The 14,212-nt window shown below is 74.9% G+C and carries 12 protein-coding genes and 1 riboswitch; of the genes, 9 read left to right on the top strand and 3 right to left on the bottom strand.

The window, feature by feature from the left end:
* The first annotated feature begins 88 nt into the window (after positions 1–88).
* The gene (locus tag ACIBSV_RS22665; protein WP_395865734.1) at positions 89–2,317 is read left to right on the top strand and encodes a primosomal protein N'; all 2,229 of its coding nucleotides are present in this window, start codon (positions 89–91) and stop codon (positions 2,315–2,317) included.
* A 789-nt stretch (positions 2,318–3,106) separates the two neighbouring features.
* Here the strand turns inward: ACIBSV_RS22665 and ACIBSV_RS22660 are convergent.
* Positions 3,107–4,279 (bottom strand): hypothetical protein, encoded by a 1,173-nt coding sequence (locus tag ACIBSV_RS22660; protein ID WP_395865732.1) that lies wholly within the window; start codon positions 4,277–4,279, stop codon positions 3,107–3,109.
* Positions 4,276–4,884, bottom strand: coding sequence for an RNA polymerase sigma factor (locus ACIBSV_RS22655; protein WP_395865730.1), 609 nt, complete (start codon positions 4,882–4,884; stop codon positions 4,276–4,278). The genes ACIBSV_RS22660 and ACIBSV_RS22655 overlap by 4 nt, the downstream gene beginning before the upstream one ends.
* A 339-nt stretch (positions 4,885–5,223) precedes the next feature.
* On the opposite strand from ACIBSV_RS22655, the gene def reads away from it, so the two are divergent.
* From def to ACIBSV_RS22635, 4 genes are all read left to right on the top strand, one after another.
* Complete coding sequence (gene def, locus ACIBSV_RS22650; RefSeq protein WP_395865728.1) at positions 5,224–5,769, top strand: peptide deformylase; 546 nt, start codon at positions 5,224–5,226, stop codon at positions 5,767–5,769.
* Between the two features lie 6 nt (positions 5,770–5,775).
* Entirely contained in the window at positions 5,776–6,708 is a 933-nt protein-coding gene (fmt, locus tag ACIBSV_RS22645; protein ID WP_395865726.1) for a methionyl-tRNA formyltransferase, read from the top strand.
* A complete protein-coding gene (locus ACIBSV_RS22640; RefSeq protein WP_395865923.1) occupies positions 6,705–8,108 on the top strand; it encodes an RsmB/NOP family class I SAM-dependent RNA methyltransferase in 1,404 nt (467 codons plus the stop codon). Before fmt ends, ACIBSV_RS22640 begins: the two co-directional genes overlap by 4 nt.
* 295 nt (positions 8,109–8,403) lie before the next feature.
* Positions 8,404–9,105: a hypothetical protein gene (locus ACIBSV_RS22635; RefSeq protein WP_395865724.1), complete on the top strand. Its 702-nt coding sequence runs from the start codon at positions 8,404–8,406 to the stop codon at positions 9,103–9,105.
* A gap of 167 nt (positions 9,106–9,272) precedes the next feature.
* On the opposite strand, the gene rpe is transcribed toward ACIBSV_RS22635, so the two are convergent.
* Positions 9,273–9,947: a ribulose-phosphate 3-epimerase gene (rpe, locus tag ACIBSV_RS22630; protein ID WP_395865723.1), complete on the bottom strand. Its 675-nt coding sequence runs from the start codon at positions 9,945–9,947 to the stop codon at positions 9,273–9,275.
* A 188-nt stretch (positions 9,948–10,135) separates the two neighbouring features.
* Positions 10,136–10,281, top strand: a riboswitch (FMN riboswitch).
* Positions 10,282–10,443: 162 nt separating this feature from the next.
* Between rpe and ribD the strand changes: the two genes are divergently transcribed.
* Genes ribD through ACIBSV_RS22610 form a run of 4 tightly spaced genes read left to right on the top strand, consistent with a single transcriptional unit; the run spans position 10,444 to position 14,173 of the window.
* Entirely contained in the window at positions 10,444–11,520 is a 1,077-nt protein-coding gene (gene ribD, locus ACIBSV_RS22625; protein WP_395865921.1) for a bifunctional diaminohydroxyphosphoribosylaminopyrimidine deaminase/5-amino-6-(5-phosphoribosylamino)uracil reductase RibD, read from the top strand.
* A gap of 3 nt (positions 11,521–11,523) precedes the next feature.
* Positions 11,524–12,150 (top strand): riboflavin synthase, encoded by a 627-nt coding sequence (locus ACIBSV_RS22620; protein WP_020549935.1) that lies wholly within the window; start codon positions 11,524–11,526, stop codon positions 12,148–12,150.
* A complete protein-coding gene (locus tag ACIBSV_RS22615) occupies positions 12,147–12,809 on the top strand; it encodes a nicotinamide riboside transporter PnuC (RefSeq protein WP_395865721.1) in 663 nt (220 codons plus the stop codon). The genes ACIBSV_RS22620 and ACIBSV_RS22615 overlap by 4 nt, the downstream gene beginning before the upstream one ends.
* Positions 12,806–14,173, top strand: coding sequence for a bifunctional 3,4-dihydroxy-2-butanone-4-phosphate synthase/GTP cyclohydrolase II (locus tag ACIBSV_RS22610; protein WP_395865719.1), 1,368 nt, complete (start codon positions 12,806–12,808; stop codon positions 14,171–14,173). The genes ACIBSV_RS22615 and ACIBSV_RS22610 overlap by 4 nt, the downstream gene beginning before the upstream one ends.
* The last annotated feature ends 39 nt before the right edge of the window (positions 14,174–14,212 follow it).

Here is a 14,212-nt window from a genome sequence, read left to right as displayed (position 1 = left end):
CAGCGTCCCGCCGGCGGTTCGCCCACCTGCTCGGCGCCGGCCCGGTACCTGCGCGGGTTCGTCGTACCCGTCTGTCAAGATTCCTGGTGTGGCGAGCAACGATCCGGAGGCGGGCGGCAACGAGGAGGACGAGCAGCTCACGCTCGGGGTCGAGCAGGCGCGGCGGGCGGTCCGGGCCGCGCGGGCGCGCAAACCCAAGCCCAAGGCGTCCGCCGAGCGCCTGCCGGTGGCGCGGGTCCTGGTGGACAAGGGCCTCGTACATCTGGACCGCCTGTTCGACTACTCGGTGCCGGCCAAGCTGGCCGAGGTGGCCCAGCCCGGAGTGCGGGTGCGGGTGCGGTTCGGGGCCAAGGTCGTGGACGGCCGGCGGCAGGGCGGCGGGCTGATCGACGGCGTGATCGTCGAGCGGGTCGAGCGCAGCACGTACGGCGGGCCGCTGGCGCCGCTGGCCGGTGTCACCTCGCCCGAGATCGTGCTCGCGCCGCCGATGATCGAGCTGGCCCGCGCGGTCGCGGACCGGTACGCGGGCACCCTCGCCGACGTGGTCCAGATCGCGCTGCCCGCCCGGCACGCGCGCGCCGAGGCGGAGCCGTCCGGGGAGCCCCTGGTCCGCCCCGCCCCGCCGCCCCCCGGGCCGTGGACGCGCTACCCCTCGGGCGCCGCGCACCTGGCCGAGCTCGCGGCGGGCGCATCGCCGCGCACGGTGTGGACCGCGCTGCCCGGCCCGTACTGGCCCGACGAGATCGCCCGCGCGATGGCGGCGACCCTGGCCGGCGGCCGAGGCGCGCTCGCGGTGGTCCCGGACGCCAAGTCGGTGGACCGGGTGGACGCGGCGCTGACCGCGCTGCTGGGACCGGGCCGGCACGTCGCGCTCACCGCGGGCCTGGGGCCGCAGGAGCGCTACCGGCGCTGGCTGGCGGTCAACCGCGGGACGGTGCGCGCGGTGGTCGGCACCCGGGCGGCGATGTTCGCGCCGGTGGTGGAACTGGGCCTGGCCCTGGTCTGGAACGACGGCGACGACTCGCATGCCGACCTCAACGCGCCCTACCCGCACGTGCGCGAGGTGCTGGCGATGCGTGCCGCGCGCGAGCACGCGGCGTTCACCGTCGGCGGGCACGCCACCACGGTCGAGGCCGCGCAACTGGTGCGCTCCGGGTGGGCCCGGCCGCTGGACGCGGACCGGGCGGCGGTGCGCGCCGCGGCCCCGCTCGTGCGCACCGTCGGCAGCGATCTGGACCTGGCCCGGGACGAGGCCGCGCGGGCCGCGCGGCTGCCGAGTCTGGCGTGGGAGGTGGCGCGCAACGCGTTGCGGACCGGACCGGTCCTGGTCCAGGTCCCGCGCCGGGGCTACCTGGTCCGCACCTCGTGCCAACGGTGCCGCGAACCCGCGCGTTGTGCACACTGCTCGGGGCCGCTCGAACTGCCGTCCGGGGACGGCGTGTTGACCTGCGGCTGGTGTACCCGTCCGGCGCCGGCCTGGCACTGCCGGGTGTGCGGCGGCGATCGCATCCGGGCCGGGGTGATCGGCGCGCGCCGGACCGCCGAGGAGTTGGGCCGCGCGTTTCCCGCCGTGCCGGTGCGTACCTCGGGCCGGGACGCGATCCTGACCACCGTGCCGGACCTGCCCGCGCTGATCATCGCCACGCCCGGCGCCGAACCGGTCGCGCCGAGCGGCTACGCGGCGGCGTTGCTCCTGGACGGCTGGGCCCTGCTCACCCGGCCCGACCTGCGGGCCGGTGAGGAGGCGCTGCGCCGCTGGCTGGACGCGGCAAGCCTGGTCCGGCCGGCGGGGGAGGGCGGCACGCTGGTGGTGGTCGCCGAGTCCACGCTGCGCCCGGTGCAGGCGCTGGTGCGCTGGGACCCGCAGGGGTACGCGCTGGCCGAACTGGTCGAGCGCGCCGAGTTGAACCTGCCGCCGGTGTCGCGGATGGCGTCGGTCACCGGGCCGCCGGCCGGCATCGCCGACTTCCTGGCGGTGCTTCGGCTACCGGACGCGGTGGACGTGCTGGGCCCGGTCCCGGTCGCCCCGACCGCGCCGCGCACCCCGCCGCCGACGGCGCCCGCCAAGCCCGACCCGCGCGCCGCGCGCACCCGCGCCGAACTCACCCGCGCCCTGTTCGGCGACACCCCACCGCCCGACCGCCGCCCGACCGCGGCCCCCGCCCCGCCGCCCCGGCACGAACGGGTACTGCTGCGCATCGAACCGGGGCGAGGCGCGGAGCTGGCCCACGCCCTCAAGGCGGCCCAGACCCTGCGCCTGGCCCGAGCCGCCCCCGACCCGGTACACATCAGAATCGACCCACCCGACATCGGCTGAGAGCCGCGGGCCGTATGCGCCGCGTCATGCACGCCGGGCCGGCGGCGAGACCGTCGGGCGCGCGGGTGGCGCACCAAGCGTTCGGGAAGCCTTGCGCCCGCCGGGCGGGTGAGGTGCTCGTCGGGGCATGCGTGTGCGGCGGCTCGTGCCGGCCGGTCGCCCGCGCGACCGGCGGGTGGGGACTCGACCGGCGTGCCGCGTGCGGTGTGCGGTGGGTGATGCGCCGTGCCGAGTCGAGCGGTACGCGGCGGGCCGTATGCGCCGCTCGCCGGGCCGGCGGCGAGACCGTCGGGCGCGCGGGTGGCGCACCAAGCGTTCGGGAATCCTTGCGCCCGCCGGGCGGGTGAGGTGCTTGTCGGGGCATGCGTGTGCGGCGGCTCGTGCCGGCCGGTCGCCCGCGCGACCGGCGGGTGGGGACTCGACCGGCGTGCCGCGTGCGGTGGGTGATGCGCAGCAGGCCCGCACGCGTGCCGGGCCGGGTGAAGCCACCGTCGCGGCGCGCGCCTGCGGCAGGTGGCGCGTGTCGGACGCCGCACACGCGGGGAATCGCGCCCCCGGGTCAGGTGCGCTGGGCCCGTCGTGCCGGGACACCGCCCGGCCTCGCCCGCCGGCCCGGCTTCCCCGCTCGGCCTCGCTCGCTCGGCCGTGAACCGCGCGCGGCACCCCGCCCGCCCACCCCCCCCGGGGGCGAGCGCGGGCACGCCCCCCCCCCCCCCCCCCGCCCCCCCCCCCCCGCGGCCCCCCCCCGCCCCCCCCCCCCCCCCCCCCCCCCCCCCCCCCCCCCGACCCTCACCCCCAGCGGGTTCGGCTCCCGCAGGACTTCGTCATCGGTGCCTGTGCGCAGCGCAGGGATTCCGCGTCGGCCACGCGCTCGTGGAGCAGCGCGCCGGCCGCGTCGTAGGCCCGGATTCGGGCCGGCGCGGTGTCGTTGCCCGGCACGGTCGCGAGCCACACGCCGTTGCGTACCACCGCGCCCACCGTCTTCCCGTCGGGCAACTCGACCACGACCCGCGCCACCGCGCCGGTCGTACGGCCCCACCACGTCGTCGGGGTCGGCGCGACCATCGGGAGCGGCTCGGCCGCGGCCGGGTCCAGAGGGAGAGGTTGTGCCCCGGGCAGCAGCATGACCTGGGTCCGCCGCACCTCGAACGCCCCCGCGAGGATGCCGTCGGCGGCCGTCGGCGCCGGCAGTTCCGGCGGGGACTTCTCGCCGTGGCACACCACCAGGTCCGGCTTGTCGGCCTTGCCGAGCACGAACGGGCGCAGCCCGCTGGCCGCGTCGTGCTCCCACGCGGTGAAGTACGGCCGGAACGCCGCGTCCGGCTCGCGCACCTTCCACACCTGCCGGTCGGGCGCGGTGGCGGTGTCGGTCGGGCGCGGAGTCGAGGTGGGCGGCACGTTCCACCCGGTCGGGGTCCACGACACGGCCGTGGGGGGCGACTGCGGCGGCGGACCGTACGGGCCCGCCGCGTTTCCCGGCGTGTGCGCGGGCAGGTCACCGGCATCGGCACCCAAGGGAGTGCCGGGTGGCAGGGTGTGGCCGATACTCGGCGGGGCGGACCCGGGCGCGCGCGCTCCCGGCGGCGGCATCGTCGGACCGCCCGGGTCGAATCCGGTCGGCGGCGGAGGCGGAACGGCGGCTCGACGGCCGAGTTCCAGACACGAGTTCAGCGCGCGGGTCGCCACGTCCCACGGCACCGGATCGCCCGGCTTCGCCGCGTCCTGGGGCACCCCCCGGATCGGGTCCTGCCCGGCCACCGGGCCGGCCGGCGACAGATCCTGCGGGCCCTGCCACGGTTGCGCGGCCAGGATCCCGGCCGCGCACACCGCGAGCACCGCGCCCGCGGCGACGCCCGGCATCAGGGCCCGGCCCCGGGACGTTTCCCCGGTGTCGAGAATCGCGAGCAGTTCGCGCCTGCGTCGCTCGTGCCCCGGCAGTCGGTCCTGGCTGTACGGGCTCATCGTGCCTCCTCGATGCCTCGGTACGTGCCCGCGTGCACGCCCTCTTCGGCCAACAGGCCGCCCAATCGTTTCCGCGCCCGGTGCATCCGCGCCTTGACCGTGCCCAGCGCGACGCCGAGCGCGGTCGCGGCTGCCTGCTGGTCCAGGCCGCCCCAGACGCACAACTCCACGACGTCGCGCTCGTGCCGGGGCAGTCGTGCCACCGAGCGCCGCAGCGCCTGCGCCGCGTGTTCCTCGTCGATCCGCCGGGCGACCTCGTCCGCGTGGTCGGGGACGTCCGGCGGCAGCGGTACGCGCGCGGCCAGCGTGCGATAGCGCTTGAGCGCGCGCCGCCGGTTCGCGAGCGTGCGATTGGCCGTACCCAGCAGCCACGGCAGCGCGCTGTCCCGGTCGAAGCTCACTTCCATGCGGCGGCGCCAGGCGGTCAGGAACACCGCCGACGTCAGGTCCTCGGCCTCGCCACCGTCCCCGATCCGCCGCAGCACATGCCCATACACCGCCCCCGCGTGCCGGTCGAACACCACCGCGAACGCATCGCGATCCCCCGTCCGGACCCGAGACCACAACACGTGGTCCCCGTCCTCCTGCACCTGATCCGTCGTCACACCCCGAGAGTGTCCGCCCCACACACCGAGGTTGCCTCAGCTCCCGAGGCCCACTCCGGATCCCGCTCCGGATTCGCCCCGCCTGCCGCCGCGAAATCCCCCCGCATCCGGCTGCCGAACCCCGCCCACCCCCTCCCGACCCGCGCCCGCCGGGCCCCACCCCCGCGCCCCCGACCCATGCCGCGGTGTGTGCGCCGGCCGCGGCTCGGGCGCTCAGTAGACTTGCCGCTCTCCGGTTTCGATCGACCGGCGCCACCGCGCGGCCGCACCGCGCCGGAACGCCGCCGCGCGCCGGCGACGTTCGTCACCACGACCGACCACCGATGGGGGAGCACACCCGTGGCAGTCCAGCCGATTCGTCTGTTCGGCGACCCCGTCCTGCGGAGCAAGGCCGACCCGGTCACCGTGTTCGACAAGGAACTGCGGCGCCTGGTCGCCGACCTCACCGACACGATGCGCGACGCGCCCGGCACCGGCCTGGCCGCACCCCAGATCGGCGTCGCCCTGCGGGTGTTCACCTACCAGGTGGACGGCGAGGTGGGTCACCTGATCAACCCGGACTTGGACCTGTCCGACGACGAACAGGACGGCCCCGAGGGCTGCCTGTCGCTGCCGGGCCTGCGCTACGACACCAAGCGCGCGTACGGCGTGGTCGCCAAGGGCTTCAACATGCACGGCGACCCCGTCACCATCGAAGGCACCCAACTGCTGTCGCGGTGCATCCAGCACGAGACCGACCACCTCGACGGCATCCTGTTCATCGACCGGCTCGACCGCGAGCAGCGCAAGGCCGCGCTCCGCGCGCTGCGCGAGGCCCAGTGGGCCGGGCAGGCGCCGCCGCAGGTCAAGTTCTCCCCCCACGGCACCTTCGGGAAGGCCCTCTAAACCCCCATGCGCCTAGTCTTCGCCGGCACCCCCGAGGTCGCCGTACCCGCACTCGAAGCCCTGCTGGAATCCCGGCACGAGGTGGTCGCCGTCGTCACCCGACCCGACGCCCCCGCCGGCCGGGGCCGCAAGCTCGTCGCCAGTCCGGTGGCCGAGCGTGCCGCCCGGGCCGGGATCGAGATCCTGCGCCCGACCAAGCCGCGCGACCCGGAGTTCCTGGCCCGGCTCGCCGAGATCGCCCCCGACTGCTGCCCCGTGGTCGCCTACGGCGCGCTGCTGCCCAAGGCCGCGTTGGAGATTCCCGCGCGGGGCTGGGTCAACCTGCACTTCTCGCTGCTGCCCGCGTGGCGCGGCGCGGCGCCCGTGCAGCACGCGGTGCTCGCGGGTGACGACATCACCGGCGCGTGCACCTTCGACATCGAGCAGGGCCTGGACTCGGGCCCCGTCTACGGCACCGTCACCGACGAGATCCGTCCCACCGACACCAGCGGCGACCTGCTGGAGCGGCTGTCCCGCTCCGGCGCGCGGCTGCTGGTGGCGACCATGGACGGCATCGCCGACGGCAGCCTGGAGGCGCGCCCCCAGCCGCCGCACGGCGTCACCCTCGCGCCCAAGCTGACCGTCGAGGACGCGCGCGTCGACTTCACCGCGCCCGCCCTGCGGGTGGACCGCGTGGTGCGCGGCTGTACGCCCGCCCCCGGCGCCTGGACCACCTTCCGCGGCGAGCGCCTCAAGCTCGCCCCGGTGCGTCTGCGCGGCGGCGACAACGCGCTGGCGCCCGGTGAGATCGCGGTGGAGAAGAAGGTGGTCCGGGTGGGTACCGGCAGCCACGCGATCGAACTCACCCAGGTCCAGCCCCAGGGCAAACGCATGATGGCCGCCACCGACTGGGCCCGGGGCGCACACCCCGAGCCCGGTGAAACCCTCGGCACGAACTGAGCACCGTGACCAACGCCCCCGCCGCACGCCCCTATCGCCGCCCGCGTCCCGACGCCGCGCGCCTGGCCGCCTACGACGTCCTGCACGCGGTCGGCGAACGCGACGCGTACGCCAACCTGGTGCTGCCCGCGCTGCTGCGCGAACGCAGGATCATCCCGCGCGACGCCGCCTTCGCGACCGAACTCGTGCACGGCACGCTGCGCCGCCAGGGCACCTACGACCAGATCGTGGCGGCCTGCACGGACCGGCCGATCAAGGAGATCGACCCGCCGGTGCTGGACGTGCTCGCGCTCGGCGTGCACCAACTGCTGAGCATGCGCACCCCCGTGCACGCCGCCGTCTCGGCGACCGTGGAGCTGGCCCGCGCGGTCCTGGGCGACGGCCGCGCCAAGTTCGTCAACGCGATCCTGCGCCGGGTGTCCAAGCAGGACCTGGAGACCTGGCTGCGGCAGATCGCGCCGCCCTACGACGAGGACCCCGAGGGCCACCTCGCGGTCCTGCACTCGCACCCGCGCTGGATCGTGCAGGCGCTGTGGGACGCGCTGGGCGCGCGCGGCAACCCGCACGACCGCGCCGCGATGGAGGCGCTGCTCGCCGCCGACAACATCGCCCCGGTGATCTCGTTGGTCGCCCGCCCGGGCCGGGTCGAACTCGCCGAACTCCACGAGGCCGGCGCCACCCCCGGCCGCTGGTCCCCGTACGCGGCCACCCTCCCCGAGGGCGACCCGGCCGGGATCAAGGCGATCCGGGACGGCCGGGCCGCGGTCCAGGACGAGGGCAGCCAATTGGTCGCCGTCGCGCTGGCCAACGCCGAGGTCGAGGGTGCCGAGAGCCGCTGGCTGGACCTGTGCGCGGGCCCCGGCGGCAAGGCCGGCCTGCTCGCGGCGATCGCCACCGGGCGCGAGGTCTCGCTGCTGGCGGTCGAGCGCCGACACCACCGCGCCCGGCTGGTGCGCAACGCGATCGGCCACCTGACCCACCATCAGGTGATCACCGCCGACGGCACCCGGCCGGCCTGGCAGCCCGGCAGCTTCGACCGGGTGATCGCCGACGTGCCGTGCAGCGGCCTGGGCGCGCTGCGCCGCCGGCCCGAGTCGCGCTGGCGCCGCAAGCCCGAGGACATCCCCGAACTGGGCGAACTCCAGCGCGCGTTGCTGCGCAGCGCGGTGGCCGCGGCGCGACCCGGCGGGGCGATCGCGTACGTCACCTGCTCACCGCATCCGGCGGAGACGCGCGTGGTGGTGGACGACATCCTGCGCGCGGGCGAGGCCGAGCTGGTCGACGCCCGGCCGCTGTTCCCGGGTGTGCCGCACCTGGGCACCGGCCCGGACGTACAACTGTGGCCGCACCTGCACGGCACCGACGCGATGTACCTGGCGCTGCTGCGCCGCACGGGCTGAGCACCCGAGGGCCGGCCGGCCGGCGCTTCGCACCCGAGAGCCCGGGCCGGCCGGCGCTTCGCCACGCGCGGCTCGGGCCGGCGCGAGGCCCGGGCCGCCACCCACGCGGGCGCCTGTTCACCCACACGCGTCGCGCGATCACCCGTACGGACGGGTGACCCGTGGCTGAATTCGGTACAAGCGGGGCATAACGGCGAGGGCGGTCATCACTTTCGGCTCGGCCGCACCGGTCTCCCTCGGGTCCCAGGAAATCCGAGGGCGACCGGCAGCCGCCACCGCAGGAGCCGCCGCACCCATGTCCACGCTCGCCCCCAGCACCCCGCGCCCCGGCCTGCTCGCCCGCACCGGGGGAGCGGTCCGCGGCGAGTGGGGCAGGCTCACCTCGGTTCCGATACGCGAGTTGCGCGCGCACGGCGTGTGGGCGATCCCGCTCACCTGCTGCACGGTGCTGCTGACCCTCGGCTTCTGGCTCGCCTGGCGCACCGCGTGGGGCGGCGACGTGGTGCGCGTCCTGGGCGGCGTGAGCGCGGGCATCCCGCTGCCGCTCGCGCTGCTGCGCACCCCCGTGTCGCTGTTCGTCCCGGCGCCGGACCTGCCGGTGTGGGGCGCCCTGATCCAGGTGCTGATCCTGTTCGGTCTGGCCGAACTCGACCTGGGCGCACGGCGAACCCTGGTGATCGCGTACCTGGCCACCCTGTGCGGCACGCTGACCGCGCGGGTGATGATCGCGCTCGGCCCGGACCACCCGCTGGGCATCGACGCCCGACACGGCGACGTCCTGGACACCGGCCCCTCGGCCGCGGTGGTGGGCCTGGTGGTGTGCATCGCGATGGTGCGCCGCGCGCCGATCCTGCTCGCCGGCGTGTGGATCCTGATGATCGTCGAGGTCGTGGTCAAGCCGAACCTGGCCGGCCGCGAACATATCGCCGCGATGGCCGGCGTCGCCGTGTGCACCTGCGCCTACCTGGCCTGGCAACGCCGCAGCGCACCCGCCTGACGCCGGCGCGCGGATAGGGCCTCCCGCCCCGGCGAGGACGACGAGAGGCCCAACCTTCACTCTTTGTGACGAAGCCCGCGAGGCCCCGGGTGCTCCACGCCGAGGCCGAATCCCGCAGCCCTGTTCACGCAGCGCAACGGGCCGGCGGAAGCGACACCACATCCGCCCTAGTGAGCGCAGCGCTCCGCGGCCCCGGCGGCCAGCGCCCGCAGCCGGTCCACCGCCGCCCCCGGATCACGCCCGTCGAACACCGCCGACCCCGCCACGAACACGTCCGCGCCGGCCTCCGCGCACATCTCGATCGTCTTCGCGGACACCCCGCCGTCCACCTGCAGCCACATCTGCAGGCCGTGCTTGGCGATCAACTGCCGGGTCCGGCGGATCTTCGGCAGCATGATGTCCAGGAAGCTCTGCCCGCCGAAACCCGGCTCGACCGTCATCACCAGGAGCATGTCCAACTCCGGCAGCAGGTCCTCGTACGGCTCGATCGGCGTGGCCGGGCGCAGCGCCATCGACGCCCGCGCGCCCTTGGCCCGCAGGTCCCGGGCGAGCTTGACCGGGGCGGTCGCGGCCTCCACGTGGAAGGTCACGCTGCCCGCGCCGGCCTCCGCGTAGGCGGGCGCCCAGCGGTCCGGGTCCTCGATCATCAGGTGCATGTCGATGGGCGTGTCGGTGGCCTTGATCAGGCTCTCGACCACGGGCAGGCCGATGGTCAGGTTCGGGACGAAGTGGTTGTCCATGACATCCACGTGGAGCCAGTCGGCGTTGCGCACCTGCGCGACCTCGTCGGCGAGGCGGGCGAAGTCGGCGGACAGGATGCTCGGATTGATCTGCACGGTCATGCGCACAGAATCTCATCGCCGCCACAGTCCTTCGGCACCGCCTTCGGCCCCCGAGCTGACGACACGTCAGATCATCCACGCCGCAGTCGTGTTCCGGTATACGAACGCACCGTGACGGACGGCACAGGTTGCCCAAGGTCAACGTTGTCGGCCGTCGTGGCACACTTCGAGGTGTACGAAAGTCACGTACGCGCGCTCCGGGGTCGGTGAAAATCCGAACCGGCGGTTACAGTCCGCGACCCGGTCGACGCCCCGCACCCGTGGAGCGACGGCCGGCTGAACCGGTGGAATTCCGGTACCGACGGTCAAAGTCCGGATGGGAGGCAGCGCGCGGCGAGCGACTGCGGCGTGTTCGCGTACCCTCGGTGCGCCCTCATCCCCGCACGTCACTTCGTCGTGCCGTCCTGCCCGAAAACACCCCGGTGCCCCGCGTCGAATCGCGAGGAGGCACGAGGTGCAGGGCAACACCACCCCGCCGGTCGACGAGACCGCCGCGATGCGCCGCGCCATCTCGCTGGCGAGCCGCGCCCTCGGACACACCAGCCCCAATCCCGTGGTCGGCTGCGTCGTGCTCGGCGTGGACGGCACCGTGGTCGGCGAAGGCTTCCACACCCGCGCCGGCGCCCCGCACGCCGAGGTCGAGGCACTGCGCGCGGCGGGATCCGCGGCCCGCGGCGGCACCGCCCTGGTCACCCTCGAACCCTGCTCGCACACCGGCCGCACCGGCCCGTGCACCCAGGCCCTGATCGACGCCGGCATCCGCCGGGTGCGCTACGCGGTCGCCGACCCCAACCCGGCCGCGTCCGGCGGCGGCGCGGTGCTGCGCGCGGCGGGCGTCGACGCCGAGGGCGGCCTGTTGGCCGCCGAGGCCGAGGCGGGCAACCGGGCCTGGCTGACCGCGACCCGACTGGGCCGCCCGCACGTCACCTGGAAGTACGCCGCAACCCTGGACGGCCGCAGCGCCGCCGCCGACGGCAGCAGCCGCTGGATCACCGGCGCCGCCGCCCGCGCGGACGTGCACACCCTGCGCGCGAGCGTGGACGCGGTGCTGGCCGGCTCCGGCACCCTGCTCGCCGACGACCCGCACCTGGCCGTCCGCGAGGTCCCCGACGTCCGGCAGCCGCTGCGGGTGATCGTGGACACGCACGCCCGCACCCCGGCGAACGCCCGGGTCCTGGACGACGCTGCGCCCACCCTGATCGCGGTCGGACCCGACGCGGACGCCGCCCACCTGCCCGAGGCCGCCGTACTGCGCGTGCCGCGCGCCGACGCCGGCCTGGACCTGCCCGCGTTGTTGAAGGAGCTGTACGCGCGCGACGTACGCGCCGTGCTGCTCGAAGGCGGTCCGACCCTGGCCGGCGCGTTCGCCGCGGCCGGCCTGATCGACACCGTCGTGGGCTACCTCGCCCCCGCTTTGCTCGGCGCCGGGCCCGCCGCCCTGGGACCGGCCGGAATCGGCACCATCTCCGAGGTGTTGCGACTGGACGTCGACGACGTCGCGCGCCTTGGCACCGACATCCGCATCACCGCCCGCCCCCGGCCGGAATCCGCCGGCCGAACGAAGGAGTCCTGACGCATGTTCACCGGAATCGTTGAGGAACTCGGCGAGATCGTGGCCATCGAGCGGCTGACCGACTCGGCCCGGATCACCATCCGCGGCCCCGTCGTCACCACCGGCGCCCGGCACGGCGACTCGATCGCCGTCAACGGGGTGTGTCTGACCGTCGTGGACGACAAGGTCGACCCGGTCGAGGCCACCTTCACCGCGGACGTGATGCAGGAGACGCTGGACAAGTCGAGCCTGGGCGCGCTCACCACCGGCGCGCGGGTGAACCTGGAGCGCCCGATGGTGCTCGGCGGACGGCTCGGCGGCCACCTCGTGCAGGGCCACGTCGACGGCACCGGCGAGATCCTCGCCCGCACGCCCGGCGAGGAGTGGGAGGTCGTGGAGATCGCGCTGCCCGCGCACCTGGCCCGCTACGTGGTGGACAAGGGCTCGATCACCGTGGACGGCATCAGCCTCACCGTCGTGCGCGCGCACGACGCGAGCTTCACCGTCAGCCTGATCCCGACCACGCTCGCGCTGACCACGCTGGGCGTCAAGACCGTCGGCGACCCGGTCAACCTCGAGGTCGACATCATCGCCAAGTACGTCGAACGGCTGGGCACACACGGGCTCGGTACACAGGTGAGGGCATCGTGATCGGCTGGCTCAACGACGCCGCGTTCACCGTCGCCGACAAGCCGGTGCCGTGGTCCGACCTGCTCGGCCAGATCGCGTCGCTGGCCACCGTCGGGCTCGCGCTGCGCCGCAACCTGTGGGCGTGGCCGGTGCAGATCCTCGGCGCGGCACTGCTGATCGCCGCCAACACCTCGGTGCACCTGGGCGGCAGCGCGATGCGCAACGTCGTCATCATCATCGCGGCCGGCTACGGCTGGTGGCGCTGGGCCCGCGGCCGGCGCGACACCGGCGAGGTGCAGATCCGCTTCGGGACCGCCCACGAGCGCATCGCGCTTCTCGCGGTGATGGCGGCCGGCACCGTCGGCTTCGCGCTGCTGCTCGAGCGCACCGGCATCTCGTGGGCGCCGTGGCCGGACGCGTACATCTTCGTCGGCTCGCTGGTGGCGATGCTCGCCCAGGCCCGCGGCCTGTTCGAGTTCTGGCTGGTGTGGATCGCCGTGGACATGGTGGGCGTGCCGCTCGCCGTGCAGCACGGCCTGGTGTTCAGCGGACTGGTCTACGGCGTCTTCTTCGTGATGTGCGTCGCCGGACTCGTCGACTGGTGGAACCGCTCCCGGCGGTACCGGGACAACGGGGCTGCCCGTGTGGCAGATCGGCACCTGGAAGGGGCAACGGCGTGAAGACCAGCAGCGAAACCACCGACATCGAGGTGCCGGCGCAGAAGGCGGCGCCCGAGGCCGCAGCGGAGGAACTGGTGCTCGACTCGATCGAGGACGCGATCAAGGCGATGGCCGCCGGCGAGGCGATCGTGGTGGTGGACGACGAGGACCGCGAGAACGAGGGCGACCTGATCTTCGCCGGCGAACTGGCCACCCAGGCGCTGATGGCGTTCATGATCCGCTACTCCTCGGGCGTGGTCTGCGTGCCGATGCGCGGCGCCGACCTGGACCGGCTCAAGCTGCCGCCGATGACCGCCGTCAACGAGGACCGCAAGGGCACCGCGTACTCGGTCTCGGTGGACGCCAAGGACGGCGTGGACACCGGCATCTCGGCGGCCGACCGCACGCACACCGTGCGCCTGTTGGCCGACCCGGACACGGTGGCCGGCGAGCTGACCCGGCCCGGCCACATCTTCCCGCTGCGCGCGGTCGAGGGCGGCGTGCTGGTGCGCCCCGGGCACACCGAGGCGGCCGTGGACCTGGCCGAACTGGCCGGCCTGGCGCCCGTGGGCGTGATCTGCGAGGTGGTCAACGACGACGGCACGATGGCCCGGCTGCCGCAGCTGGTCCCCTTCGCCCGCGAGCACGGCCTCAAGATCGTCACCATCGCCGACCTGATCGCCTACCGGCGGCGCACCGAGCGCACCATCGAGCGGGCCGCGGAGACCCGGCTGCCCACCGCGCACGGCACCTTCCAGGCGATCGGCTACCGCAGCACCGCCGACGGCGTCGAGCACATCGCGCTGGTGGCCGGCGACATCGGCGACGGCGAGGACGTGCTGGTGCGGGTGCACTCCGAGTGCCTGACCGGCGACGTGTTCGGCTCGCTGCGCTGCGACTGCGGCCCGCAACTGGAGGCCGCGCTGGAGCGGGTCACCGCCGAGGGCCGCGGCGTGGTGTTGTACATGCGCGGCCACGAGGGTCGCGGCATCGGGCTGATCCACAAGCTCCAGGCCTACCAACTCCAGGACGCCGGCCACGACACGGTGGACGCCAACCTGGAACTGGGCCTGCCCGCCGACGCCCGCGACTACGGCACCGGCGCGCAGATCCTGGTCGACCTGGGCGTGCGCTCGATGCGCCTGCTCACCAACAACCCGGCCAAGCGCGCGGGCCTGGAGGGCTACGGCCTGGAGATCACCGGCCGGGTCGCGCTGCCCGTGCACGCCACCGCGGACAACCTGCGCTACCTGCTCACCAAGCGCGACCGGATGGGGCACGACCTGCCCTGGCTGGACCCCTCCGACGAGGCCGCGACCGCGCCCTCGGTCGGCGAGGTCGCCGAGGTCGTCGACGCGAAGGGCCACGCGGTCAGCACCGCCTGACCGACCGCGGCCTCACCCGTATCGGTGACACGCGCGCGG

The organism is Embleya sp. NPDC050154 (genome assembly GCF_044460165.1).
Taxonomy (GTDB): Bacteria; Actinomycetota; Actinomycetes; order Streptomycetales; family Streptomycetaceae; genus Embleya.
This window is presented reverse-complemented; position numbering and strand designations above follow the sequence as displayed.

Excerpts from the sequence above, each read along its gene's own strand:
- ACIBSV_RS22620 (WP_020549935.1), top strand. The coding sequence starts at position 11,524 with ATGTTCACCGGAATCGTTGAGGAACTCGGCGAGATCGTGGCCATCGAG.
- ACIBSV_RS22660 (WP_395865732.1), bottom strand. The coding sequence starts at position 4,279 with ATGAGCCCGTACAGCCAGGACCGACTGCCGGGGCACGAGCGACGCAGG.
- ribD (WP_395865921.1), top strand. The coding sequence starts at position 10,444 with ATGCGCCGCGCCATCTCGCTGGCGAGCCGCGCCCTCGGACACACCAGC.
- ACIBSV_RS22635 (WP_395865724.1), top strand. The coding sequence starts at position 8,404 with ATGTCCACGCTCGCCCCCAGCACCCCGCGCCCCGGCCTGCTCGCCCGC.
- rpe (WP_395865723.1), bottom strand. The coding sequence starts at position 9,947 with ATGACCGTGCAGATCAATCCGAGCATCCTGTCCGCCGACTTCGCCCGC.
- fmt (WP_395865726.1), top strand. The coding sequence starts at position 5,776 with ATGCGCCTAGTCTTCGCCGGCACCCCCGAGGTCGCCGTACCCGCACTC.